Source organism: Sphaerotilus sp. FB-3 (assembly GCF_023706025.1).
GTDB classification, from domain to species: Bacteria; Pseudomonadota; Gammaproteobacteria; order Burkholderiales; family Burkholderiaceae_C; genus Sphaerotilus; species Sphaerotilus sulfidivorans.
In genome coordinates, this window is sequence record NZ_BQWE01000004.1 from 95,542 (window position 1) to 120,502 (window position 24,961).

A 24,961-nucleotide genomic window follows, 5' to 3' on the forward strand; every position below is an offset into this window, starting at 1 on the left:
CGATCCCGCCAAGGAATCCTGCCGTGCGCCATCCCCTGCCCTATGCCTGGGCCAAGTCGCAGCGCCTGCTGCTCGAGGACGACGGCGAGCGCCTGGTGCTGTGGGCCGATGCCCAGGCACCGCGCGCCGCGCTGGCCGAGGTCATGCGCCTGCATGCGGTCGATGCGGTCGAGCTGGAGGCCTCCGAGCGTCTGGCCCAGCGCATCGCCCAGGCCTATGCCGGCGGCGAGTCCAGCGCCGCGGCGGTCATCGGCGAGGTCGAGAGCGCGGTCGACCTGAGCCGCATGATGCAGGACCTGCCCGCCGTGGAGGATCTGCTGGAAGCCGCCGACGACGCGCCGATCATCCGCATGCTCAACGCGCTGCTGACGCAGGCCGCCAAGGACGGCGCCAGCGACATCCACATCGAGCCCTACGAGCGCTCCTCGGCCGTGCGCTTCCGTGTGGATGGCACGCTGCGCGAGGTGGTTCAGCCCAACAAGGCGCTGCACGCGGCCCTCATCAGCCGGCTGAAGATCATGGCCGAGCTCGACATCGCCGAGAAGCGCCTGCCGCAGGACGGCCGCATCTCGCTGCGCATCGGCGGGCGCGCGATCGACGTGCGGGTGTCGACGCTGCCCGGCGTGCATGGCGAACGCGCGGTGCTGCGCCTGCTCGACAAGGGCGAGGCCAAGTTCTCGCTGGCCAGCCTCGGCATGCAGGGCGACACGCTGGCGCGCTTCTCGCAGCGCATCGCGCAGCCGCACGGCATCGTGCTGGTCACCGGCCCGACCGGCTCGGGCAAGACGACGACGCTCTATGCCGCGCTCGGCCAGGTCGACACCTCGACCACCAATGTGCTGACGGTCGAGGACCCGGTCGAGTACGAGCTGGCCGGCATCGGCCAGACCCAGGTCAATGCCAAGATCGACCTGACCTTCGCCAAGGCGCTGCGCGCCATCCTGCGCCAGGATCCGGACGTGATCATGATCGGCGAGATCCGCGACCATGAGACGGCGCAGATCGCGGTGCAGGCCTCGCTGACCGGCCACCTGGTGCTGGCGACGCTGCACACCAACGACGCGCCCAGCGCGGTGACCCGCCTGACCGACATGGGCATCGAGCCCTTCCTGCTGTCGTCCTCGCTGCTGGGCGTGCTGGCGCAGCGCCTGGTGCGCAAGCTCTGCCCGCACTGCCGCAGACAGGGCGAGGACGGCCTGTGGCATCCGGTCGGCTGCGACCACTGCGGCCACAGCGGCTACAAGGGCCGCACCGGCGTCTACGAACTGATGACGGTCGACGAGCGGGTGCAGGCGCTGATCCATGCGCGTGCACCCGAGTCCGAGCTGATCGCCGCGGCGCGCGGCGCCGGCCTGCGCTCGATGCGCGAGGACGGCGAGCGGCTGGTGGCCGCCGGCATCACCTCGATGGAAGAGCTGCTGCGGGTGACGAGGGACTGATGCCCGCCTACCGATTCGAGGCGCTCGACGCCAGCGGCAAGACCCAGAGCGGCCTGCTCGAGGGCGACAGCGCCCGCGCGGTGCGCGCGCAGCTGCGGGCGCGGTCGCTGGTGCCGCTGGAGGTCAGCCCGGTGACCTCCGAGAGCGAGGCCACCGGCAGCGGCGCGGGCGCCTCGCTGCTGCGCCGGCGGGTCTTCACCGCGACCACGCTGGCGGTCTGGACCCGCCAGCTCGCCGGTCTGGTGGCCGCCGGCCTGCCGCTGGAACGCGCGCTGACCGCACTGGCCGACGAGGCCGAGGAGCCGCGCCAGCGCGAGCTGCTCGCGCATCTGCGCGCCGAGGTCAATGCCGGATCGCCCTTCGCGCGTGCGCTGGCCGGCGCGCCGCGCGAGTTCGACGAGGTCTACCGCGCGGTGGTGGCCGCCGGCGAGCAGAGCGGCCAGCTCGGCCGGGTGCTCGAGCGCCTGGCCGACGACCTGGAGGAGCGCCAGGCGCTCAAGGCCAAGCTGATCGGCGCGACGCTGTATCCGGCCATCGTCTCGGTGGTGGCGGTCGTCATCGTGATCTTCCTGGTGACCTACGTGGTGCCTCAGGTCGCACAGGTCTTCGCCGGCAGCAAGAAGGCGCTGCCGCTGCTGACCAGCGCGATGCTGGCGCTCAGCGCCTTCCTGCGCCAGTGGGGCTGGGCGCTGCTGCTGGCCCTGGTCGGCGCGAGCGGCGCGCTGCTGCTGGCGCGCCGCAACGAGGCCACCCGCGAGCGGCTCGATGCGGCGATGCTGCGCCTGCCGCTGGTCGGGCGGCTCGCGCGCGGCTACAACGCCGCGCGCTTCGCCGGCACACTGGCGATGCTGGCCGGCTCGGGCGTGCCGATCCTGAAGGCGCTGCAGGCCGCGGCCGAGACGCTGTCCAACCGCGCGATGCGCGCCGACGCGATGGAGGCGCTGGTGCAGGTGCGCGAAGGCGCGCCGCTGGCCTCGGCGCTGGCGGCGAAGAAGCGCTTTCCAGGGCTGCTGGCGATGTTCGCCCGCCTGGGCGAGCAGACCGGCGAGCTGCCGCTGATGCTGCAGCGCGCCGCCACCCAGCTCGGCGCCGAGGTGCAGCGCCGCGCGATGCAGACCGCGACCATCCTGGAGCCGCTGCTGATCGTCGGCATGGGCGGCATCGTCATGGTGATCGTGCTGGCGGTGCTGCTGCCGATCATCCAGCTCAACACCTTCGTCAAGTGAAGCGCCGCACCTGGCGCTTGCCGGCCTGCTTGCCCGCATACATCGCCTGATCGGCGCGCTCGAGCAGCACGGCGATGTCGCGCCCGTCGTCCGGCACCATCGCCAGGCCGATCGTCGCGCCGACGCGGCAGGGCTGGCCCGGCTCCACCTCGATGTCGGGCGCGATCGCATCCAGCAGCGCCTGCCCGAGCCGCAGCGCTGCCGGCTCGTCCGGCAGGCCGGCGGCCATCACGACGAACTCGTCGCCGCCGATGCGGGCCACCAGATCGGTCTGGCGCACCTGGGCCTGCAGGCGGCGGGCCACCTCGACCAGCACCCGGTCGCCGGCCTGATGGCCGAAACGGTCGTTGATCGGCTTGAAGCCGTCGAGGTCGAGCAGGAAGAGCACGGTCGCCTGGCCGGGCCGGACGCGTTCCAGCAACGGTCCGGCCGCCTGATGCAGGCCGCGCCGGTTGAGCGCACCGGTCAGCGCATCGGTCTCGGCCAGCAGGCGCAGGCGCTCGCCATCATGGCGCACCCGCTCGGCCGCGCGCCGCAGCGCGGCCACCCGCACGCCGGTGACCACCAGCCACATCACCATCTCCGCCAGCGACGCGATCTGGAAGCCGTGCAGCACCAGCGGCGTCGCCGGCAGCCGGCCGCTGATCAGCAGCGCCAGCACCAGCACGCCGGCGGTGTAGACCGTCCAGCCCGCCAGGATGTAGCCGGCCGCCGCATCGCCCTGACGCCAGCGCCGCCAGGCCAGCGGCAGCGCCAGCAGCGTCGGCAGCTGGCCCAGCACCTTGGCGATGCGCTGCCCGTCGCGATAGCTCAGCAGGCCGAGCAGCACCAGCAGCGCCGCGCCGGCACACAGCAGCGCGCCGATCTTCATCGCCCATGACAGCCGCGGCGACAGCTCCGCGATGGCCAGCGCCCGGTTGATGAACAGGAAGGTGCCGGTGATGCCCAGCAGCACGCAGACCGGCGGTATCTTCTCGGCCAGCGTCGGATATTCGCTCCACAGGTGCTGCATGCCCACGCCCTGGAAGGCGATCTGGAACAGCCCCAGGCTCAGCACGCTCAGGCCGTAGTACGCGAACATGCGGTCGCGCAGGCTGTACCACTGCGCCAGGCTGTACAGCAGCAGCGACAGCATCACCCCGGTCGCCAGTCCCTGCACCAGCTGCGCGCGCTCCTCGTGCAGGCGGTGCATCTCGGGCGTCATCAGCCGCAGCGGCACGATCAGGCTGCCGGAGCTGCGCACCCGCAGGATCAGCTCATGGCGGCCCGGCTCCAGCCGCAGCGGCATCAGATGGGTGCGGGCCAGCAGCGGGCGCTCGCGGCCGGTCAGCCGGTCGCCATTGCGCAGCATCGCCACCTCGCGGCCGTCGCGCAGCACCTGCAGGTCCACCTCGTCGAGCGAGGGATAAGCAATGTCCAGCAGCCACTCGCCGGCCGCCTGCGGGCCGATCTCGACCTCCAGGAAGAGCCAGAGCGTGCCGGCATGTTCACCGAAGTTGGCCAGGGGCACCGCAGGCCGTTCAGCCCGGTCACGCAGCACGCGGACCGCACTGAAGTCGAGCGCGTGGCCATCGTCGCGCAGCACCTTCAGGCCGGACCACACCTCCAGCGCAGCGCCAGCGCGCGAGTCCAGCCGGAGCAGCTCCGGGGCTGAGGTCGGGGCCAGGGCGGCGCGCGCCGACGGCAGGCCGGGCACGCCAAACACACCAAGCACGCCGAGCAGGCCGAGCAGCAGGATCGTCCTCAGCAGCCGCGACAGCCATGGCGGCCGCAGGGCTGCCGTCACGCGCCCTGCCGGTCGTCCTGCGATCGCCCCTGCTCCCACTGTCCTCGACATCTGCCCCACACACCCTCGTCGGCCCATGCCCCATCGCACCGCAGCTCGCACTGTGATGCCGCATCGGCCGATGCAGTCAGCAGATCAACCCCCGCTTGCGGGAGCATCCCGGAGTGACAGGCCGCCCTGGCCTGCGGCATGCTTGTCTCCAGCGCAGGTTCCCGGATTCCCGGATCTTCAGGAGACTGACATGCTGCCCCCACGCACGGAACTGGTCTGCACGACGGGTGCGGACTCTCCCCGCGGAGCGATCCCGATCGCGCGGATGCGCTCCGTCTACCGGCTCGACGAGGTCGAGCGGCGCCTCGGCAAGCTCGCCGGCAAGGAGCACGAGAACCTGCGTGCCACCTACGAGCGCATGCTGGAAAAAGGCCCCGAGCGCTTCCAGGTCAAGCCCGCCGGCCTGCCGGCGATGGCGCACCTCTACGAGGAGCTGCCCAACTTCCATGCGGTGCTCGACGACGTGCGCCGCCAGATCGCGCTGTGCGAGGACAGCGGCGATGTGCTCGAGATCACGCCGATGCTGCTGCTGGGCCCGCCCGGCGTGGGCAAGACGCACTTCGCCAGGGCGCTGGCCGGGCTGCTGGGCACCGGAATGGGGATGGTGCCGATGAGCTCGCTCACCGCCGGCTGGGTGCTCTCGGGGGCCTCGAGCCAGTGGAAGGGCGCACGGCCCGGCAAGGTCTTCGAGACGCTGGTCGACGGCCAGTATGCCAACCCGGTCATTGTCATCGACGAGATCGACAAGGCCGGTGGCGAGCAGGCCTACGATCCGCTGGGCTCGCTCTACAGCCTGCTCGAGCACGACACCGCGCACAGCTTCACCGACGAGTTCGCCGAGGTGGCCATCGACGCCAGCCAGGTGATCTGGGTCGCCACCGCCAACGACGAGCGCGCGATTCCCGAGCCGATCCTGAACCGGGTCAACGTGCACGAGATCGAGCGGCCGGACGCGGCCGCAGCCCGCCAGATCGCGCTCAGGCTGCACGCCTCGATCCGCGCCTCGCACGACTGGGGCCGGCGCTTCGACGAGACGCCCTCCGAGGCGGTGCTCGAGCGCTTCGCCGAGATGGCGCCGCGCGAGATGCGCCGCGCCTGGATGACCGCCTTCGGCAACGCCAAGCTGGCGCGGCGCACCACCATCCTGGTCGCCGACCTGCCCGAGGCCGGCGCAGGGCGGCGCTCGCCGATCGGCTTCGTGCACTGAGTTCAGGGCGCCGGCCGGATCCGCCCCAGCAGCGGCAGGTCGGCGTCGCGCACGTTCAGCACCACCGCCTCCCCGGGGGCCGGAAAGACGCCGGTCAGCGCGGTGATGTTGACCTGGTGCGTGATCACCACCAGCACGCCCGGCCCTCGCCACTGCCGCAGCAGCTGCCGCGCGTCGGCCGTCCGGGCCTCGCGCCGCTGCGGCGTGCCGAAGAAGGAATCGAAGACTTCGGCCTCCTGCACCGGCTCGCCGAAGGCCAGGCGTGCGGTGTCGCGCGCCCGGCACCAGCGCGAACTGAGCACCCGGCCGACCCGGATGCCGCGCTCGCGGAAAGCCTGGCCGATGCGCCGCGCCTGATCGCGCCCGACCTCGTCGAGATTGCGCTGCGTCGTGCAGTCGTCGAGCCGGAAACCCGGCGGATCGCCGCCGCCCGGCGCCTCGGCATGACGCATCAGCACCGCCGCGCCGTCGTCCATCGCCAGCCAGATGTCGGCGCTCTCGGCCGGCCCGGCGGCCAGCGCCTGCGACAGCACACCCGCCAGCAGCGCGGCCACGCCGGCGCGCCGGGCCAGGACGATTCGCGCCCTTGCGCCGGGTGCGGCGGCCGTCATGTCGCCATCCTCTCCAGGCCGGCCCTGCGGCTGTCCGGCGCGTAGGTGCGCAGACCGGGCAGATCCAGCACCCGCACGCCGCCGTACTCGATGCGGATGAGCTGCTGCGCCTGCAGCGTGCGCAGCGCCTCGTTGACCCGCTGGCGCGACAGGCCGACCAGATAGCCCAGCTCCTGCTGGGTGATGCGCAGCATCTCGCCGACCGCGGGGTACAGCACAGGATGGAACAGCGCCGCCAGATTGCGCGCCACCCGCGAGTCGGGATCATGGATGCGGTCGATCTCGCGCGCCGCGATGAACTGGCCCAGCCGCTCGTTGAGCTGGTTCACGACGAAGCGGTTGAACGGCAGACTGTGCGCGATCAGCTCATGGAAGACCTCGACCGGGATGCCGGCCACCACCGATCGGCGCAGCGCCTCGATGTTGTAGCGGTAGGCCTCGCGCTTGAGCAGCGTTCCCTCGCCGAACCAGGCCCCGGGCGGCACGCCGGTGAAGGTCAGCGGCGCGCCGCCGTCGCCCGCATCGCTGCTCATCTTCAGCAGTCCGTCGACCACCCCGAACCAGTAGACCGCCGGCCGACCGGTGCGGCACAGCACCTCGCCGGGCTCGGCCTGCACCACCCGCATCGCGCCGGCCGCCAGCCGTCGGTGCGAGGCCGACAGCGTGCCCAGCCAGAGAATGCCGTCCAGCTCCGCCGCAGAGGGAAGGCGAGAGCGCTCGCGCAGCGTCATCAGGCTCATCGGGATGCCTCCAGATCGGGAAACTCCGCTTGGGAGAGTCCCTAGGATTGTCGTCAGGCTGACATCCTGGCGTCAAACCCGGACTTACCATGCCTCACGGACAACAAGACGGATCCGCCGCCCGGCACCGATCCGCATCCCACCCGACAACGAGGACGAGGAGACGCCAAGGTGAGCTCGACCTTTCCGCGCCTGCTGCTGGAACATGCCCGGCAGCGCCCCGATGCAGACGCCATCCGGGAGAAGGAATACGGCATCTGGCAGACCCGCAGCTGGCGCCGGCTGGCTGACGAGGTCGCCCGCATGGCCGCCGGCCTGGCCGCGGCCGGCCTGCAGCGCGGCCAGCATCTGGTGGTGGTCGGCGACAACCGGCCGCGACTGACGATGGCCATGCTGGCCGCGCAGTGCCTGGGCGCCATTCCGGTGCCGCTCTACCAGGATGCGACCGGCGCCGAATATGTCTTCCCGCTGAACAATGCCGAGGTCGGCTTCGCGGTGGTCGAGGACCAGGAGCAGGTCGACAAGCTGCTCGAGGCCCGCGAGCAGTGCCCGCAGCTGGCGCGCATCTGGTACGACGATCCGCGCGGCCTGCGCAAGTACGACGAGCCCGGCCTGGCCTCGATCGACACGCTGATGGCCGAGGGCGAGGCCTGGGCGGCCCGCCATGCGGGCTTCTTCGATCGGGCGGTCGAGGCGGTGCAGCCCGGCGATGTCGCGGCGATGTTCTTCACCTCCGGCACCACCGGCAATCCGAAGGGCGTGGTGCACACCCACAGCTCGCTGATCGACCGCGCGCAGGCCGGCGCGAAGTTCGACCGCCTCACCGCCGCCGAGGAGGTGCTGGCCTACCTGCCGCCGGCCTGGATCGGCCAGAACATCTTCAGCTACGCGCAGTGGCTGGCCTGCGGCTATGTCGTCAACTGCCCGGAATCGGCCGCCACCGTCACGATCGACCTGAAGGAGATCGGCCCGACCTACTACTTCGCGCCGCCGCGGGTCTTCGAGGGCCTGCTGACCAGCGTGACGATCCGCATGGAGGATGCCGGGGCGCTGAAGAAGAATCTCTTCAAGACCTTCATGGACCATGCGCGCCGGGTCGGCCCGGACCTGATGGACGGCAAGCCGGTCGGCTTCATGGACAGGCTGAAGTACCGCCTGGGCGATCTGTGCATCTACGGCCCGCTGCGCAACACCCTGGGCCTGAGCCGGGTGCGGGTGGCCTACACCGCCGGCGAGGCGATCGGCCCGGACCTGTTCACCTTCTACCGCTCGATCGGCATCAACCTGAAGCAGCTCTACGGCTCGACCGAGACCGCCGTCTTCGTCTGCCTGCAGCCCGACCACGAGGCACGCGCCGACACGGTGGGCGTGCCCTGCGACGGCGTCGAGATCCGCCTGGCCGAATCCGGCGAGATCATGATCAAGTCGCCGGGGCTGCTGAAGGAGTACTACAAGAACCCCAAGGCCACCGAGGAGGTGCTGACCAAGGACGGCTGGTACCACAGCGGCGACGCCGGCTTCATCGACGCCACCGGCCACCTGAAGATCATCGACCGCGCCAAGGATGTCGGCCGCATCCGGGGCGGCGTGCACGACGGCGCGATGTTCGCCCCGAAGTACGTCGAGAACAAGCTGAAGTTCTATCCCTTCATCAAGGAGGCGGTGGCCTTCGGCGACGGCCGCGACCGGGTCTGCGCCTTCATCAACCTCGACATGGAGGCCGCGGGCAACTGGGCCGAGCGGCGCAACCTGCCCTACGCCGGCTACACCGACCTGGCCGGCAAGCCCGAGGTGCTCGCGCTGATGCGCGAGTGCGTCGAGAAGACCAATGCCGACCTGGCGCAGGACGAGATGCTCGCCGGCAGCCAGATCCACCGCTTCCTGGTGCTGCACAAGGAACTCGACGCCGACGACGGCGAGATGACCCGCACCCGCAAGGTCAAGCGCGGCGCCATCGCCGACAAGTACCGGGTACTGATCGACGCGATGTACGACGGCCGGTCCGAGCAGTTCATCGAGACGGCGGTCAAGTTCGAGGACGGCCGCAGCGGCAGCGTCTCGGCGACGCTGAAGATCATCGACGCGAAGACCTTTCCCGCGGTCCGGAGGGCGGCATGAGCAACAGCCACGACAGCAGCGGCAAGAAGATCGGCGACGTCATCCTGGACGTGGCCAACATCTCCCTGCGCTTCGGCGGCGTCAAGGCGCTGACCGACATCAGCTTCAATGTGCGCGAGCACGAGATCCGCTCGATCATCGGCCCGAACGGCGCCGGGAAAAGCTCGATGCTGAACTGCATCAACGGTGTCTACGCGCCGCAGGAGGGGCAGATCACCTTCCGCGGCCAGCGCTTCAGCCACATGAACCGCCGGCAGGTCGCCGAGATGGGGCTGGCGCGCACCTTCCAGAACCTGGCGCTGTTCAAGGGCATGAGCGTGATCGACAACATCATGACCGGGCGCAACATGAAGATGAAGAGCAACATCTTCCTGCAGGCGCTGCGCTGGGGCCCGGCCGAGCGCGAGGAGTCGGCGCACCGCGAGCGTGTCGAGCACATCATCGACTTCCTCGAGATCCAGGCCTTCCGCAAGACGCCTGTGGGCCGGCTGCCCTACGGCCTGCAGAAGCGGGTCGACCTGGGCCGGGCGCTGGCGATGGAGCCGCAGGTGCTGCTGCTCGACGAGCCGATGGCCGGCATGAACGTCGAGGAGAAGCAGGACATGTGCCGCTTCATCCTCGACGTCAACGAGGAGTTCGGCACCACGATCGTGCTGATCGAGCATGACATGGGCGTGGTGATGGACATCTCCGACCGCGTCGTCGTGCTCGACTACGGCAAGAAGATCGGCGACGGCACGCCCGACGAGGTGCGCAGCAACGAGGACGTCATCAGCGCGTACCTCGGCACCAGCCACTGAACCGCAGGGAGACACGCAACATGGGATTCTTCCTCGAGACCCTGATCGGCGGCCTGATGACGGGCATGCTGTATTCGCTGATCGCGCTCGGCTTCGTGCTGATCTTCAAGGCCTCCGGCGTCTTCAACTTCGCGCAAGGGGCGATGGTGCTGTTCGCCGCGCTGGCGATGGCGCGCTTCTCCGAATGGATCCCGGCCGGCCTGGGCATCGAGAGCAAGACGCTGGGCAACGTCCTGGCCTTCGTCGCCGCGATGGCGGTGATGGTCGGCGTGGCCTGGGTGATCGAGCGCTGGGTGCTGGGCAAGCTGGTCAACCAGGAGGGCATCACGCTCTTGATGGCCACGCTGGGCGTGACCTACTTTCTCGACGGCGCCGGCCAGACGATCTTCGGCTCGGACATCTACAAGATCGACGTCGGCCTGCCCAAGGACCCGATCTTCCTGCTGGAGAACGTCTTCCAGGGCGGCATCCTGGTCGGCCAGGAGGATCTGTATGCGGCGCTGATCGCCGCCTCGATGGTGGCGGTCCTGGCGGCCTTCTTCCAGTACACCGCCACCGGCCGCGCGCTGCGTGCGGTGGCCGACGACCACCAGGCCGCGCAGTCCATCGGCATTCCGCTCAACCGCATCTGGGTGATCGTCTGGTCGGTGGCGGGCTTCGTGGCGCTGGTGGCCGGGATCATCTGGGGCAGCAAGCTGGGCGTGCAGTTCTCGCTGTCGCTGGTGGCGCTGAAGGCGCTGCCGGTGGTGATCCTGGGCGGCCTGACCTCGGTGCCGGGCGCGATCATCGGCGGGCTGATCATCGGCGTGGGCGAGAAGCTCTCGGAGGTCTACATCGGCTCGATGGTGGGCGGCGGCATCGAGATCTGGTTCGCCTATGCGCTGGCGCTGGTCTTCCTGCTGGTGCGTCCGCAGGGCCTGTTCGGCGAAAAGATCATCGACCGCGTCTGAGTCAGAGTCCGAGGAGACACCCCCATGCTTTACCGTGAGAACGGCCAGTTCAAGACCAGCTACGCCTCGGACCAGCAGATCTTCCCGATCGCGCAGGACCGGCTGGGCATCCTGCTGCTCGTCGCCTTCGCGGCGGTGGTGGTGCCGATGGTGGCGTCGGAGTACATCTTCCGCGCCATCCTGATCCCCTTCCTGATCCTGTCGCTGGCGGCGCTGGGGCTCAACATCCTGGTGGGCTACTGCGGCCAGATCTCGCTGGGGACCGGCGGCTTCATGGCGGTCGGCGCCTACGCGGCCTACAACTTCTTCGTGCGCATCGAGGGCATGCCGGTGGTCCCGGCGCTCCTGCTGGGCGGGGTCTGCGCGACGGTGGTGGGCGTGCTGTTCGGCATTCCGTCGCTGCGCATCAAGGGCCTCTACCTGGCGGTGGCGACGCTGGCGGCGCAGTTCTTCATCGACTGGAGCTTCCTGCGCATCAAGTGGTTCACCAACGACTCGGCCTCCGGCTCGGTGAGCGTCTCGGGCCTGCAGGTGCTGGGTCTGCCGATCGATACGCCGACGGCGAAGTACCTGTTCTGCCTGGCCTTCCTGTGCGTGTTCGGGCTGATGGCCAAGAACCTGGTGCGCGGCAACGCCGGGCGCGAGTGGATGGCGATGCGCGACATGGACGTGGCGGCCTCGGTCATCGGCATCCGCCCGGTCTGGGCCAAGCTGAGCGCCTTCGCGGTGTCGAGCTTCATCGTCGGCGTGGCCGGCGGCCTGTGGGGCTTCGTGCACCTGGGTTCGTGGGAGCCGGCGGCGTTCTCGATCGACCGCTCCTTCCAGCTGCTGTTCATGATCATCATCGGCGGCCTGGGCTCGATCATGGGCAGCTTCTTCGGCGCGGCCTTCATCGTGATCCTGCCGATCCTGCTCAACCAGATCCCGGCCTGGCTGGGCGTGCCGATCTCCACCGCGACCGCCTCGCACCTGGAATACATGATCTTCGGTGCGCTGATCGTCTTCTTCCTGATCGTCGAGCCGCACGGCCTGGCCCGGCTGTGGTCGATCGCCAAGGAGAAGCTGCGCCTGTGGCCCTTCCCGCACTGAATCGCGTCCGTCCCGTCCCCCGCCCCACCGCATGTTTCCTCACTCCCGCTGACCCGGAGGTTCCCATGAAGCTGAAGTCGCTCGCCCTTGCCGCCTCGATCGTCGCCGCCGTCGCCGGCGCGACCACCGCACCGGCCGCGTTCGCGCAGGCCAAGGAGCAGTTCTTCCCGGTGCTGGTCTACCGCACCGGCCCGTACGCCCCCAATGGCGTGCCCTTCGCCAACGGCTATGTGGACTACCTGAAGCTGGTCAATGCCAACGGCGGCCTCAACGGCGTGAAGATCTCCTTCGAGGAATGCGAGACCGGCTACGCCACCGACCGCGGCGTCGAGTGCTACGAACGCCTGAAGAGCAAGGGCGCGACCGTGTTCCAGCCGCTGTCCACCGGCATCACCTTCGCGCTGACCGAGAAGGCACCGGTCGACAAGATCCCGCTGATCACCGCCGGCTACGGCCGCTCGGAGTCGGCCGACGGCGGCGTGTTCAAGTGGAACTTCCCGCTGCTGGGCACCTACTGGATCAACGCCGACGCGCTGGTGCAGCATGTCGGCAAGAAGGAAGGCGGCCTCGACAAGCTCAAGGGCAAGAAGATCGCGCTCGTCTACCACGACTCGCCCTTCGGCAAGGAGCCGATCCCGGTGCTGCAGGAACGCGCCAAGATGCACGGCTTCGAGCTGCAGATGCTGCCGGTGACCGCACCGGGCGTCGAGCAGAAGTCGACCTGGCTGCAGATCCGCCAGAGCCGCCCGGACTATGTCTTCCTGTGGGGCTGGGGCGTGATGAACTCCACCGCGCTGAAGGAGGCGGTGGCCACCGGCTATCCGCGCGAGAAGATGTACGGCGTGTGGTGGGCCGGCGCCGAGCCCGATGTCAAGGACGTCGGCGAGGCTGCCAAGGGCTACAACGCCGCGGCCATGCAGCACGGCGCGCAGCCCGATGCCAAGGTGGCGCAGGACATCCTGGCCAAGCTGCATGCCAAGGGCCAGGGCACCGGCCCGAAGGAGGAGGTCGGCTCGGTGCTCTACATGCGCGGCATGATCTCGGCGATGCTGGGCGTCGAGGGCGTCAAGCGCGCCCAGGAGCGCTTCGGCAAGGGCAAGGTCATGAGCGGCGAGCAGGTCCGCTGGGGCCTGGAGAACCTCGCGCTCGACCAGAAGAAGCTCGACGGCCTGGGCTTCGCCGGCGTCATGCGGCCGGTCTCGACCAGCTGTCAGGACCATGTCGGTGCCGGCTGGGTCCGGGTGCACACCTGGGACGGCAAGAAATGGGGCTTCACCTCCGACTGGCTGCAGGCCGACGAGATGATCCTCAAGCCGATGGTGCGCGCCGCAGCCGACAAGTACGCCGCCGAGAAGAAGCTCGAGCGCCGCAAGCCCGAGGACTGCCAGTCCTGATCGCCCTCGCCTGATTCCCCACCCCAGCGGACACGCCCCATGAGCACTCCGAACATCCTCCTGAACGTCAACGGCATCGAGGTGATCTACAACCATGTGATCCTGGTGCTCAAGGGCGTGTCGCTGCAGGTGCCCGAAGGTCGGGTCGTCGCGCTGCTCGGCGGCAACGGCGCGGGCAAGACGACGACGCTGCGCGCGGTCAGCAACCTGCTCGCCGGCGAGCGCGGCGAGGTCACCAAGGGCTCGATCGAGCTGCGCGGCGAGCGCATCGAGAAGCTCTCGACCTCCGACATGGTCAACCGCGGCGTGGTGCAGGTCATGGAAGGCCGGCACTGCTTCGCGCACCTGACCATCGAGGAGAACCTGATGACCGGCGCCTACACCCGCCGGGACGGCAAGGCGGCGGTGGCCGAGACGCTGGAGAAGGTCTACAACTACTTTCCCCGGCTCAAGACCCGCCGCACCAGCCAGGCCGCCTACACCTCCGGCGGCGAGCAGCAGATGTGCGCGATCGGCCGCGCGCTGATGGCCAACCCGAAGATGGTGCTGCTCGACGAGCCTTCGATGGGCCTGGCGCCGCAGATCGTCGAAGAGGTGTTCGAGATCGTGAAGGATCTGAACACCAAGGAGCGCGTGACCTTCCTGCTGGCCGAGCAGAACACCAACATCGCGCTGCGCTACTCGGACTACGGCTACATCCTCGAGAACGGCCGCATCGTGATGGACGGCGAAGCCAAGGCCCTGCGCGAGAACGAGGATGTCAAGGAGTTCTACCTCGGCATGGGCGGCGGCGACCGCAAGAGCTTCAAGGACGTCAAGAGCTACAAGCGCCGCAAGCGCTGGCTGGCCTGAGGCCTGCGCCTCTCCCCTCTCCCCTCCTCTCTTCACCCCGAGCAAGAAAGGCTGCGCCGTGAGCGAGTTCTACGACGCACTGGAAATCCGCGACCCGGCCGGACGCGAGGCGGCGCAGTTCGCGGCGCTGCCGGCCCAGGTGGCGCACGCGCAGGCGGGCACCCCGGCCTTCGCCGAGCTGCTGGCCGGCATCGATGCCGCCGCGGTGACCGACCGCGCCGCGCTGGCGCGCCTGCCGGTGATCCGCAAGGGCGAGCTGCTCGAGCGGCAGAAGGCACAGCGGGCGCAGGACGCCTTCGGCGGCTTCGCCGCGATCGGCTGGCGCGGCCAGGGCCCGGGGCGCGGCGCGATGCGGGTCTTCCAGTCGCCCGGTCCGATCTACGAGCCCGAAGGTGCCGGGCGCGACTACTGGCGCATGGCGCGCGCGATCTTCGCTGCCGGCTTCCGTGCCGGCGACCTGATCCACAACAGCTTCAGCTACCACCTGACGCCGGCGGGCTCGATGATGGAGACCGGCGCGCATGCGCTGGGCTGCGCGGTCTTCGCCGGCGGCGTCGGCAACACCGAGCTGCAGCTGCAGGCCATGACCGGGCTGCGCCCGCACGGCTACATCGGCACGCCGGGCTTCCTGAAGATCCTGATCGAGAAGGCGGCCGAGACCGGCGCCGACATCGGCTCGCTCACCAAGGCGCTGGTCAGCGGCGAAGCCTTTCCGCCCAGCCTGCGCGACTGGCTGGCCGAGCGCGGCGTGCAAGGCCACCAGTGCTACGCCACCGCCGACCTCGGCCTGATCGCCTACGAGACCGCCGCACGCGAGGGCCTGGTGCTCGACGAGGGCGTGATCGTCGAGATCGTGCGTCCCGGCACCGGCGACCCGGTGCCCGACGGCGAGGTCGGCGAGGTGGTGGTGACGACACTGAACCCGGACTACCCGCTGATCCGCTTCGGCACCGGCGACCTGTCGGCCATCCTGCCCGGCCCCTGCCCGAGCGGCCGCACCGCGCCGCGCATCCGCGGCTGGCTCGGCCGCGCCGACCAGACCACCAAGGTGCGCGGCATGTTCGTGCACCCCTCGCAGGTGGCCGAGGTGCTGCGCCGGCACCGGGTGGACGGCCTCGGCCGCGCGCGGCTGGTGGTCGAGGGCGAGATGAGCGACGACCGCATGACGCTGCAGGTCGAATGCGCGCAGGCGCCCGAGGGCCTGGCCGCCCGGCTGGCCGACACGGTGCGCGAGGTGACCAAGCTGCGCGCGGCGATCGTGCTGGCCACGCCGGACAGCCTGCCCAACGACGGCCGGGTCATCGAGGACCGGCGCAGCTACCGCTGAACACTGAACAACCAGGCAGAAGCTGACAGGAACTGACAGCCTTAAGTAGTTTCCGAGATACCGGCACCGGCACGGGCCGCTACCATGCGCTCGCGCGCCGGCTCCGGCTGGCACGCCGATCGATCCACCCGTCCTTGCGGACACACCCAGCCCACAGATCCCGGAGACCCCATGAAGCGTCTGCTCACGGCCGTGACCCTCGCCACGATGGCCCTTGGCGCCTCGGCCCAGAACTATCCCGAAAAGCCGATCACCATCGTCGTGCCGTTCGCCGCGGGTGGCCCGCTCGACAAGGTGGCCCGCGATCTGGCCGAAGCGATCCGCAAGCCGCTGGGCGGCCAGGTCATCATCGAGAACGTCGCCGGCGCCGGCGGCACGCTGGGTCACACCAAGGTCGCCAAGGCGAGTGCCGACGGCTACACCCTGCTGCTGGCCCACGTCGCGATGGCCACCGCGCCGGCGCTGTACCGCAAGCTGCAGTACGACGCGCTCAACGACTTCGAGTACCTGGGCCTGGTCAACGAAGTGCCGATGACGCTGATCGCGCGCCCGACGATGCCGGCGGCCAACTACGCCGACCTCGCCAAGTGGCTCGACGCCAACAAGGGCAAGATCAATCTGGCCAACGCCGGCCTGGGATCGGCCTCGCACCTGTGCGGCCTGCTGTTCCAGCAGAGCACCAAGATCGACATGACCACCGTGCCGTACAAGGGCACCGGCCCGGCGATGACCGACCTGATCGGCGGCCAGGTCGACCTGATGTGCGACCAGACCACCAACACCACCAGCCAGATCAGCGGTGGCAAGGTCAAGGCCTATGCGGTCACCACCACCAAGCGCCTGACCGGCGACGCGGTGAAGAACCTGCCGACCCTGAACGAAGTCGGCCTGAAGGGCTTCAACGTCACCATCTGGCACGGCCTGTACGCGCCGAAGAACACCCCGAAGCCGGTGCTCGACAAGGTCAACGCCGCGCTGAAGACCGCGCTGAAGGATGCCCAGTTCATCAAGAACCAGGAAGCGCTGGGCGCCGACATCGTCGACGACGGCCGCGTCAACCCGGCCGAGCACAAGAAGTTCGTCGAGGCCGAGATCGCCAAGTGGGGCCCGGTCATCAAGGCCGCCGGCCAGTACGCCGACTGAAGGCACCGGCTCAGGCACTGGCTGCTGCGCACCGGTCTGCCTGAAGCCCGGGAAGAATGAGAAAGGGCCGCGGATGCGGCCCTTCTTCATGTCGGTGCAGGCGCCAAGCGCCAGGCGGCTCAGCCCAGCGTGACGCGCGCGAACTTGCGCTTGCCCACCTGCACGACCAGGGTGCCGGCCTCGACCTTCAGGCCCTTGTCGCTGACGACCGCGCCGTCGATGCGCACGCCGCCCTGCTCGACCATGCGCAGGCCTTCGCTGGACGAAGCCACCAGGTTGGCCTGCTTCAGCAGCGCGCCGATGCCCAGCGGCGCGCCCGACAGCGTGACCTCCGGGATCTCGTCCGGAATGCCGCCCTTCGAGCGGTTCTGGAAGTCCTGCTCGGCCGCATCGGCCGCCGCCGCGCCGTGGAAGCGGGTGGTGATCTCCTTGGCCAGCATCACCTTGGCATCCTTCGGGTTGCGCCCGGCCTCGACCTCGGCCTTCAGCGCCGCGATCTCCGCCTCGCTGCGGAAGCTCAGCAGCGTGAAGTAGGTCCACATCAGGTCGTCGCTGATCGACAGCAGCTTGGCGAACATCGCGTTGGCCGGCTCGCTGATGCCGATGTAGTTGCCCTTGGACTTCGACATCTTCTCGACGCCGTCCAGGCCCACCAGCAGCGGCATCGTCAGGATGCACTGCGGCTCCTGGCCGTATTCCTGCTGCAGGTGGCGCCCCATCAGCAGATTGAACTTCTGGTCCGTGCCGCCCAGTTCCAGATCCGACTTCAGCGCGACCGAGTCATACCCCTGCATCAGGGGGTACAGGAACTCGTGCACCGAGATCGGCGTGCCGGCCTTGAAGCGCTTGGTGAAGTCGTCGCGCTCCATCATGCGCGCCACGGTGTAGCGGCTGGCCAGCTCGATCATGCCGCGCGCGCCCAGCGGGTCGCACCACTCGGCGTTGTAGCGGATCTCGGTGCGCGCCGGGTCCAGCACCAGGCTGGCCTGGCGGTAGTAGGTCTCCGCGTTGACCTTGATCTGCTCGGCCGTCAGAGGCGGACGCGTGGTGTTGCGGCCCGACGGATCGCCGATCATCGAGGTGAAGTCGCCGATCAGGAAGATCACCTGATGCCCCAGATCCTGCAGCTGGCGCATCTTGTTGAGCACCACGGTGTGCCCGAGATGGATGTCGGGCGCCGTCGGATCCAGGCCCAGCTTGATGCGCAGCGGCTGGCCGGTGCGCTGCGAGCGCTGCAGTTTCCCGATCCACTCCGGCTGCGGCAGCAGCTCATCGCAACCACGCAACGTGACTTCCAGCGCTTTCCGCACTGAATCTTCGATTTCGGTTAAATCTTGGCGCATGAGTGAAACGGGGGGTTATTGGTTCGTAACTTCGAAGTGCGTGGGTATACTGGTCCGGTTTCGCAGATCAAGACAGAACCAAGAACAACAGACACCAACGAGAGCGGGTCCCGGATTCTAGAGCGTCAGTCCCAGCCGGCACGAGCCACCGGCGGGTGGCGAGCACGGAGGGAGAACCGGGGGCCGGACGTCAATCCGGGAAGAATGCGCCCGCGCACCTTCCACGAACCAAGAACATCGCTCGTGAACAAACTGGGTGAAAAGGTGCGCCTGCAGCTGGCGCATGCCGATCTCACGATCCGTCGACATCCGAAGACCTTCAGCGCGATCGTCACGGCCGCACTGACCTTCAGCGGCGTGACCGCCTTCGGCGTGGCACCGCTGAGCATGATCGACTCGACGCCGAAGAACGTGCAGACCGTCGTCGAGACGGTCACGCCGAGCGGCCTCGACGAGCAGGCCGAGGCGCTGGCCGAGTACGAGATGCTGCTGCATCGCACCGACCTGACCCGCTCGACCGACACCGCCGACACCCTGCTGCGGCGCCTGGGCGTGTCCGATCCGGAGGCTGCGCAATTCTTGCGGACCGACCCGGCGGCACGCACCATCCTTTCGGGCAGGCCCGGCAAGATGCTGCAGGCGGTGACCGAATCGACGCCCGGCGGCGGTCAGCTCCAGGAGCTGGTCGTGCGCGGCCCGGCCGCCGACAGCGCGCAGAACAGCACCCACTTCACCCGCATCACCGTGCGCCGCGACGACAGCGGCCTGAAGGCGACCAGCGAGCAGCTGCCGATGCAGGTCGAGACCCGCACCGGCGCCGCGACGATCAGCTCGACGCTGTTCGCCGCTGCCGACGAGGCGCGTCTGCCCGATGCGGTCACCGGCCAGATCGCCGAGATGTTCGGCAGCGACATCGACTTCCGCCGCGAGCTGCGCAAGGGCGACCGCTTCTCGGTGGTCTACGAGACGATGACCGCCGATGGCGAGCCGGTCACCTGGGGCACCTCCTCCGGTCGGGTGCTGGCCGCGCGCTTCATCAACGGCAACGACACCCATGCGGCGGTCTGGTTCCAGGAGCCGGGCACCAAGGGCGCCTATTTCAGTCCGGACGGCAAGAGCAAGGCCAAGGCTTTCCTGGCCTCGCCGCTGGCCTTCTCGCGGGTCACCTCCGGCTTCGCGATGCGCTTCCACCCGATCATGCAGACTTGGCGCGCCCACCTGGGCGTCGACTATGGCGCCCCGACCGGCACGCCGGTGCGGGTGGTCGGCGACGGCGTGGTCGACTTCGCCGGCGTACAGAACGGCTACGGCAACGTGGTCATCGTCAAGCACAGCGGCGACCGCGCCACCGTCTACGCCCACCTGAGCCGCATCGACGTGCGCAAGGGCCAGTCGGTCAGCCAGAGCGACCTGATCGGCGCAGTCGGCGCCACCGGCTGGGCCACCGGCCCGCACCTGCACTTCGAGTTCAAGGTCAAGGGCGCACACGTCGACCCGATGCAGATCGCCCGTGCCGCCCAGGCCACCGAGCTGTCCGCCGCGGCGCGTGCCCGCTTCGACAGCATGTCGCGCCAGCTGCAGGAGCAGCTCGCCAGCGCCGAGCGCGATCAGGCCACCCGCTCGGCCAGCGCTTCGGTGCCGCGCCGCCAGCGCATGGAATGAGCGACGGCGAGCTCTTCGTCGGCCTGATGTCGGGCACCTCGCTCGACGGGGTCGACGGCGTGCTGTGCCGCATCGGCGCCGACGGCTCCTGGCAGACGCTGATCGCGCATATGCATCAGCCGTTTGCGCCGGCATGGCGTGAACAGCTGATGGCGCTGCAGGCCAGCGGCCCCGACGAGCTGCACCGCGGCGCGCTGGCTGCCAATGCGGTGGCCCGGGCCTATGCCGAGGTGGTCGCGCGGGTGCTCCAGGAAAGTGCCACGCCGGCCACGGCGATCCGCGCGATCGGTGCGCACGGCCAGACGGTGCGCCATCAGCCCGGCCTGCACGACGGCTGCGGCTACACGGTGCAGCTGCTCAACGGCGCGCTGCTGGCCGAACTGACCGCCATCGACGTGGTCTGCGACCTGCGCAGCCGCGATGTCGCCGCCGGCGGCCAGGGCGCCCCGCTGGTGCCGATGTTCCATCAGGGCATCTTCGGGGGCGACGGCCAGGCTCGCGCGATCATCAACATCGGCGGCATCTCGAACCTGACGGTGCTGCACCCCGGCCAGCCGCCGCGCGGCTTCGACTGCGGCCCCGGCAACGCGCTGATGGACCACTGGATCGAGCACCACCAGGGCTGCACCTATGACGCGGACGGCGCCTGGGCTGCACGCGGCCATGTCGACACCGCGCTGCTGGCGCGGCTGCTCGACGAACCCTATTTCCGCCAGCCTGCCCCGAAAAGCACCGGCCGCGACCTGTTCCGGCCCGACTGGCTGCAGCCCCGGCTGGCGGCCGGCGGACCGATGGCGCCAATCGACGTGCAGGCCACGCTGTGCGAGCTGACCGCCCGCGCCATCGCCGACGATGTGCGCCGCGAGGCCGCACAGGCCACCGAGCTGCTGGTGTGCGGCGGCGGTGCGCTCAACCGTCACCTGATGGCGCGCCTGCAGGCCCTGCTGCCTGGCCTGCCGGTGCGGCCGACCGACACGCGCGGCCTGCCGGTCATGCAGGTCGAGGCCGCCGCCTTCGCCTGGCTGGCGAGCATGCAGGTGCACCGCCGCCCGGCCGGCGAGCCGGCGGTGACCGGCGCACGCGGCCCGCGCATTCTCGGCGCGCTCTATCCAGCCTGAAACGACACAGGCCGCCCGAAGGCGGCCTGTGCATCAGATCAGGGCCGGCGTGCGCTCAGACCGAGAAGCTCGAGCCGCAACCGCAGGTGGTGGTCGCGTTCGGGTTCTTGATGACGAACTGCGAGCCGCTCAGGTCTTCCTTGTAGTCGATCTCGGCGCCCGTCAGGTACTGCAGGCTCATGGCGTCGATCAGCAGGGTCACGCCGTTCTTCGACATCTGGGTGTCGTCATCGTTGACGATCTCGTCGAAGGTGAAGCCGTACTGGAAGCCGGAGCAGCCGCCGCCCTGCACGAACACGCGCAGCTTCAGGTCGGGATTGCCTTCCTCGGCCACCAGATCGGCCACCTTGGCGGCGGCGCTGTCGGTGAAGACGATCGGGGCGGGCAGGTCGGTGAAAGAGGTGTCGAGGGTTTCGGCGACGGCGCTCATCAAGGGCTCCGGTGGAAGTGAAGGTCGGTGATCAGTTCTTGTCGCTGCCGGTGGCCAGCAGCTTGAGAGCAGGCTTGTCGTCGGTCGTCACGGCATCGGCGCGGGCGCCCTTCGACAGCGGGTGCAAGGCACCTTCGATGGTAGCACCCTGGTGCATCTCGAGCGCCTCGTAGACGACATCACCCTGGATGTGCGCCTTGGGCTGCAGCTCGAGCAGCACGCTGGACTCGATCGGCCCGACAACAGCGCCATTGATGATGACATGACCGGCCTTGACCGTGCCGGTGACCCTGGCTTTCTCGCTGATCACCAGGATGCTGGTGCTGCCGGCATCCGCCACCACATCGCCCTGGACCTCGCCGTCGATGCGCAGGCCGCCGCTGAAGCTCAGCGTGCCCTGGATGACGGTGCCTTCGCCGATCAGGCTGCGGATCGCGGGCTGCTTCTTGGAACTGAACATGGAATCAATCCTGTCGAGATGAGGTTGAAAGGTGCAGAAAAGCGGGCGCAGACCGGCAGGTGCGCCCTCAGAGCCGGGCGGTCTCGGCGACCAGCAGGCGACCGTCCGCGTCGAGCACCCGGAACTCCACCTGCCGGACCGAGACGCCCGATGGATACTCCACCACACCGTCGAGACGCAGGTACTGCCTGATGTCGATGGTCTGGTTCGGTCGGGACACGGTCTGCGACCAGGGCTTTCCGTCAGAGGACCCGACAAGTACCAGATCGTAGCGCCCCTTGAGCCCGGCGGGCTGCCCGAGCGCCTGCATCAGCAGCGCCTGGTAGCGCAGCCGCTGCGGCCCGTCGACCTGCAGCTGCAGGCCGCGCACCGACAGCGGCCGGTTGTCGGTCGGCGCCGGCATCATCTTCTCGAGAAAGCCGATGTCGCGGGTCAATGCGAGGTTCTCGACCTCCAGCACCTTGACCCGGGCCGCCAAAGCCTCCTGGGCGGTGCGGGAGGCGGTCAGCAGGCTGTCAGCGGCATTGGCGACCGACACCGCGCGCTGGTGCTCCTCACGCAGCCGCTCGAGCTCCTCGCGCAGCAGGCGCAGCTCGGTGCCGGCATCACGCCCCAGCCCGGCGATCTCGCGGCCGTATTCGTAGGTCCAGACCGCCACCGCAGCCGAGCCGCCCATCATCAGCGCCAGCACCAGCCAGCGGATCGGCCACGGCAGCCGGCTGCGCACCGTGACCCGGGGTGCGCTCACCGACAGCCGGCGGCGCAGCAGTTTCCATCGCATTCGAGATCCTGATCAGCAGCAACATCCTGTTGCACAGGCCCGAACGATACGACAGAGTTCCACTGTGGTCAGCACCACAGCGGCGCAAAAAGCAGAAGGCCACCCGAGGGTGGCCTTCGATGCTGCAGGGCCTGCCGGATCTGCCCGAAAGCAGAACTTGGCGGCAGGCAGTGCAGGAGGATCAGCGCTTGCTGAACTGCTTGCGGCGACGCGCGCCGTGCAGACCGACCTTCTTACGCTCGACTTCACGAGCGTCGCGGGTCACGAAGCCGGCGTTGCTCAGCTCGGGCTTCAGGCTCGCGTCGTAGTCGATCAGGGCGCGGGTCACGCCGTGGCGCACAGCGCCGGCCTGACCGGACTCGCCACCACCGTGCACGTTGACCTTGATGTCGAAGGCTTCGACATTGTTGGTCAGCGCCAGCGGCTGCTTGACGATCATGATCGAGGTCTGACGGCCGAAGTACTGCTCGACCGGCTTGCCATTGACCGTGATCTGGCCCGTGCCCTTCTTGATGAAGACACGTGCGACCGACGACTTGCGACGGCCCGTGCCGTAGTTCCAATCACCAATCATTGTCGGCTCCTCAGATGTCCAGCGACTTGGGCTGCTGAGCGGTGTGCGGGTGCTCGGTACCCGCGTAGACCTTCAGCTTCTTGATCATCGCGTAGCCCAGCGGGCCCTTCGGCAGCATGCCCTTGACGGCCTTCTCGATGGCGCGACCCGGGTGCTTGGCCTGCATGTCCTTGAACTTGGTGCCGTAGATGCCGCCCGGATGACCGGTATGGCGGTAGTACACCTTCTGTTCGGCCTTGTTGCCCGTGACACGGATCTTGTCCGCATTGACGATGACGATGTAGTCACCGGTGTCCACGTGAGGCGTGTAAATGGCCTTGTGCTTGCCGCGCAGGCGGAGGGCGACTTCGCTGGCCACCCGTCCGAGAACCTTGTCCGTTGCGTCAATCACAAACCACTCATGCACGACCTCGGCCGGCTTGGCGCTGAAAGTCTTCATGGCAAATCTCTTTGCTTCAGGGGTCTGCTGGCTGCTTGATCCGGGCCCTCGGCGCTGCTTGTGAACGCAGCCTCTCAGGTCTCCGGCCGGATCTCTTGATCCGTCTTTCCCGTGCAGCCAATGACGGAAAAGCCTGCGAGTGTAGCACACGGCACAGCTCCAAGGCTGTGCCGTGACTCGCAGGCGTCGTCGATGTCCGATCGATCAGTTGCCGGCCGGCACCTTGCCTTCCACGCCCTTGATGTAGAAGTTGACGCCCGACAGGAACTTGTCATCGGCGACCGCATCCTTGGCCAGCACTTCCTTGCCGTCCTGGCCGACGATCGGGCCCTTCCAGATCACGAAGCTGCCATCGGTCAGGCCGGCCTTGATCTTGGCGACCTTGTCCTTGACTTCGGCGGGCACCTTGTCGGAGATCGACACCAGGTCGATCGCGCCTTCCTTGACGCCCCACCAGACGCCGCCGGTCTGCCAGGTGCCGTCGAGCGCGTCCTTGACCGCCTTGCTGTAGTACGGCGTCCAGTTGATGACCGCCGAGGCCAGATGCGAGTTCGGGCCGAACTTGCTCATGTCCGAATCCCAGCCGAAGGCCAGCTTGCCCTTCTCCTCGGCCTTCTGCAGCACCGCGCTGGAGTCGGTGTTCTGGAACAGCACGTCGGCGCCGCCGGAGATCAGGCTCTGCGCGCCCTCGCCTTCCTTCGGGGGATCGAACCACTTGTTGACCCAGACGACCTTGGTCTTGACCTTCGGGTTGACGCTCTGCGCGCCCAGCGTGAAGGAGTTGATGTTGCGGATCACCTCGGGGATGGGGATCGAGGCGACCACGCCCAGCGTGTTCGACTTCGTCATGCTGCCCGCGATGACGCCGGCCATGTAGGCGCCCTCATAGGTGCGGCTGTCGTAGGTGCGCATGTTGTCGGCGGTCTTGTAGCCGGTGGCATGCTCGAACTTCACGTCCTTGCTGTCGGCGGCGACTTTCAGCATCGGCTCCATGTAGCCGAAGGTGGTGCCGAAGATCAGCTTGTTGCCCTGGCCGACCAGATCGCGCATCACCCGCTCGGCGTCGGCCGACTCGGGCACGTTCTCGACGAAGGAGGTCACGATGCGATCGCCGAATTCGGCCTCGATCGCCTTGCGGGCGTTGTCGTGGGCGAAGGTCCAGCCGGCGTCGCCGACCGGGCCGACATAGGCGAAGGCGACCTTGAGCGGCTCGGGCTTGGCCGGCTCGGAGGCGGCAGCCGAAGCCGGCTCGGCGGCCGGAGCCGCCGGAGCGGCCTCTTCCTTCTTGCCGCAGCCGGCCAGCGCGGCGGCGGCGGCCAGCGCGGCCCAGCCGGAGGTTTTTAGAGCGGCTAACAAAACCAAACACCCGTCGTGTCAGATCCGAGCGATGCTGAGGGGATGAAACAGCAAGAAATCAGCGC

The 24,961-nt window shown here is 68.8% G+C and carries 23 protein-coding genes; 13 read left to right on the plus strand and 10 right to left on the minus strand.

Going from position 1 to position 24,961, the window contains the following annotated elements; translation table 11 throughout:
* Positions 1 to 23 precede the first annotated feature (23 nt).
* Both gspE and gspF read left to right on the plus strand, forming a co-directional pair.
* The gene (gspE, locus tag NFT33_RS01055; RefSeq protein WP_149504427.1) at positions 24 to 1,439 is read left to right on the plus strand and encodes a type II secretion system ATPase GspE; all 1,416 of its coding nucleotides are present in this window, start codon (positions 24 to 26) and stop codon (positions 1,437 to 1,439) included.
* A complete protein-coding gene (gspF, locus tag NFT33_RS01060; protein WP_251672614.1) occupies positions 1,439 to 2,665 on the plus strand; it encodes a type II secretion system inner membrane protein GspF in 1,227 nt (408 codons plus the stop codon). Before gspE ends, gspF begins: the two co-directional genes overlap by 1 nt.
* On the opposite strand, the gene NFT33_RS01065 is transcribed toward gspF, so the two are convergent.
* Entirely contained in the window at positions 2,658 to 4,451 is a 1,794-nt protein-coding gene (locus NFT33_RS01065; RefSeq protein ID WP_251672615.1) for a diguanylate cyclase, read from the minus strand. The two genes, gspF and NFT33_RS01065, sit on opposite strands and share 8 nt — an antisense overlap.
* Positions 4,452 to 4,767: 316 nt before the next feature.
* On the opposite strand from NFT33_RS01065, the gene NFT33_RS01070 reads away from it, so the two are divergent.
* Entirely contained in the window at positions 4,768 to 5,709 is a 942-nt protein-coding gene (locus NFT33_RS01070) for an AAA family ATPase (RefSeq protein WP_251672616.1), read from the plus strand.
* Positions 5,710 to 5,711: 2 nt separating this feature from the next.
* Here the strand turns inward: NFT33_RS01070 and NFT33_RS01075 are convergent, their stop codons facing one another.
* The gene (locus tag NFT33_RS01075; protein WP_251672617.1) at positions 5,712 to 6,320 is read right to left on the minus strand and encodes a histidine phosphatase family protein; all 609 of its coding nucleotides are present in this window, start codon (positions 6,318 to 6,320) and stop codon (positions 5,712 to 5,714) included.
* Positions 6,317 to 7,060: a Crp/Fnr family transcriptional regulator gene (locus NFT33_RS01080; RefSeq protein WP_251672618.1), complete on the minus strand. Its 744-nt coding sequence runs from the start codon at positions 7,058 to 7,060 to the stop codon at positions 6,317 to 6,319. Before NFT33_RS01080 ends, NFT33_RS01075 begins: the two co-directional genes overlap by 4 nt.
* Before the next feature lie 171 nt (positions 7,061 to 7,231).
* Between NFT33_RS01080 and NFT33_RS01085 the strand changes: the two genes are divergently transcribed.
* The 8 genes from NFT33_RS01085 (at position 7,232) to NFT33_RS01120 (ending at position 16,733) form a co-directional block, all read left to right on the plus strand.
* Positions 7,232 to 9,178: an AMP-dependent synthetase/ligase gene (locus NFT33_RS01085; protein ID WP_251672619.1), complete on the plus strand. Its 1,947-nt coding sequence runs from the start codon at positions 7,232 to 7,234 to the stop codon at positions 9,176 to 9,178.
* Complete coding sequence (locus tag NFT33_RS01090; RefSeq protein WP_220785820.1) at positions 9,175 to 9,978, plus strand: ABC transporter ATP-binding protein; 804 nt, start codon at positions 9,175 to 9,177, stop codon at positions 9,976 to 9,978. Before NFT33_RS01085 ends, NFT33_RS01090 begins: the two co-directional genes overlap by 4 nt.
* A gap of 20 nt (positions 9,979 to 9,998) precedes the next feature.
* Positions 9,999 to 10,928: a branched-chain amino acid ABC transporter permease gene (locus NFT33_RS01095; RefSeq protein WP_251672620.1), complete on the plus strand. Its 930-nt coding sequence runs from the start codon at positions 9,999 to 10,001 to the stop codon at positions 10,926 to 10,928.
* Between the two features lie 24 nt (positions 10,929 to 10,952).
* Entirely contained in the window at positions 10,953 to 12,017 is a 1,065-nt protein-coding gene (locus NFT33_RS01100) for a branched-chain amino acid ABC transporter permease (protein WP_251672621.1), read from the plus strand.
* 65 nt (positions 12,018 to 12,082) lie between these two features.
* Positions 12,083 to 13,411, plus strand: coding sequence for an ABC transporter substrate-binding protein (locus NFT33_RS01105; protein ID WP_251672622.1), 1,329 nt, complete (start codon positions 12,083 to 12,085; stop codon positions 13,409 to 13,411).
* Between the two features lie 39 nt (positions 13,412 to 13,450).
* Complete coding sequence (locus NFT33_RS01110; protein ID WP_220785824.1) at positions 13,451 to 14,263, plus strand: ABC transporter ATP-binding protein; 813 nt, start codon at positions 13,451 to 13,453, stop codon at positions 14,261 to 14,263.
* A gap of 58 nt (positions 14,264 to 14,321) precedes the next feature.
* Complete coding sequence (locus NFT33_RS01115) at positions 14,322 to 15,590, plus strand: phenylacetate--CoA ligase family protein (protein ID WP_251672623.1); 1,269 nt, start codon at positions 14,322 to 14,324, stop codon at positions 15,588 to 15,590.
* Positions 15,591 to 15,761: 171 nt separating this feature from the next.
* A complete protein-coding gene (locus tag NFT33_RS01120; RefSeq protein ID WP_251672624.1) occupies positions 15,762 to 16,733 on the plus strand; it encodes a tripartite tricarboxylate transporter substrate-binding protein in 972 nt (323 codons plus the stop codon).
* A 119-nt stretch (positions 16,734 to 16,852) separates the two neighbouring features.
* Here NFT33_RS01120 and tyrS read toward each other — a convergent pair whose 3' ends face one another.
* Positions 16,853 to 18,076, minus strand: a complete 1,224-nt coding sequence (gene tyrS, locus NFT33_RS01125) for a tyrosine--tRNA ligase (RefSeq protein WP_149504439.1) — start codon at positions 18,074 to 18,076, stop codon at positions 16,853 to 16,855.
* Between the two features lie 243 nt (positions 18,077 to 18,319).
* Between tyrS and NFT33_RS01130 the strand changes: the two genes are divergently transcribed.
* A complete protein-coding gene (locus NFT33_RS01130) occupies positions 18,320 to 19,738 on the plus strand; it encodes a M23 family metallopeptidase (RefSeq protein ID WP_251672625.1) in 1,419 nt (472 codons plus the stop codon).
* Positions 19,735 to 20,856 (plus strand): anhydro-N-acetylmuramic acid kinase, encoded by a 1,122-nt coding sequence (locus NFT33_RS01135; RefSeq protein WP_251672627.1) that lies wholly within the window; start codon positions 19,735 to 19,737, stop codon positions 20,854 to 20,856. The genes NFT33_RS01130 and NFT33_RS01135 overlap by 4 nt, the downstream gene beginning before the upstream one ends.
* A gap of 55 nt (positions 20,857 to 20,911) precedes the next feature.
* Here NFT33_RS01135 and erpA read toward each other — a convergent pair whose 3' ends face one another.
* From erpA to NFT33_RS01165, 6 genes are all read right to left on the minus strand, one after another.
* Positions 20,912 to 21,286: an iron-sulfur cluster insertion protein ErpA gene (erpA, locus tag NFT33_RS01140; protein ID WP_037484415.1), complete on the minus strand. Its 375-nt coding sequence runs from the start codon at positions 21,284 to 21,286 to the stop codon at positions 20,912 to 20,914.
* Positions 21,287 to 21,317: 31 nt separating this feature from the next.
* Positions 21,318 to 21,746 carry a bactofilin family protein gene (locus NFT33_RS01145; protein ID WP_149504442.1) on the minus strand — a complete coding sequence of 143 codons (429 nt, stop codon included), beginning with the start codon at positions 21,744 to 21,746 and terminating at the stop codon, positions 21,318 to 21,320.
* A gap of 67 nt (positions 21,747 to 21,813) precedes the next feature.
* Complete coding sequence (locus NFT33_RS01150; protein ID WP_251672628.1) at positions 21,814 to 22,527, minus strand: DUF6776 family protein; 714 nt, start codon at positions 22,525 to 22,527, stop codon at positions 21,814 to 21,816.
* 181 nt (positions 22,528 to 22,708) lie between these two features.
* Positions 22,709 to 23,101, minus strand: coding sequence for a 30S ribosomal protein S9 (gene rpsI, locus NFT33_RS01155; RefSeq protein WP_149504444.1), 393 nt, complete (start codon positions 23,099 to 23,101; stop codon positions 22,709 to 22,711).
* Positions 23,102 to 23,111: 10 nt separating this feature from the next.
* The gene (rplM, locus tag NFT33_RS01160; protein WP_037484406.1) at positions 23,112 to 23,540 is read right to left on the minus strand and encodes a 50S ribosomal protein L13; all 429 of its coding nucleotides are present in this window, start codon (positions 23,538 to 23,540) and stop codon (positions 23,112 to 23,114) included.
* A gap of 204 nt (positions 23,541 to 23,744) precedes the next feature.
* Positions 23,745 to 24,902, minus strand: a complete 1,158-nt coding sequence (locus NFT33_RS01165) for a BMP family ABC transporter substrate-binding protein (protein WP_251672629.1) — start codon at positions 24,900 to 24,902, stop codon at positions 23,745 to 23,747.
* Positions 24,903 to 24,961 lie beyond the last annotated feature (59 nt).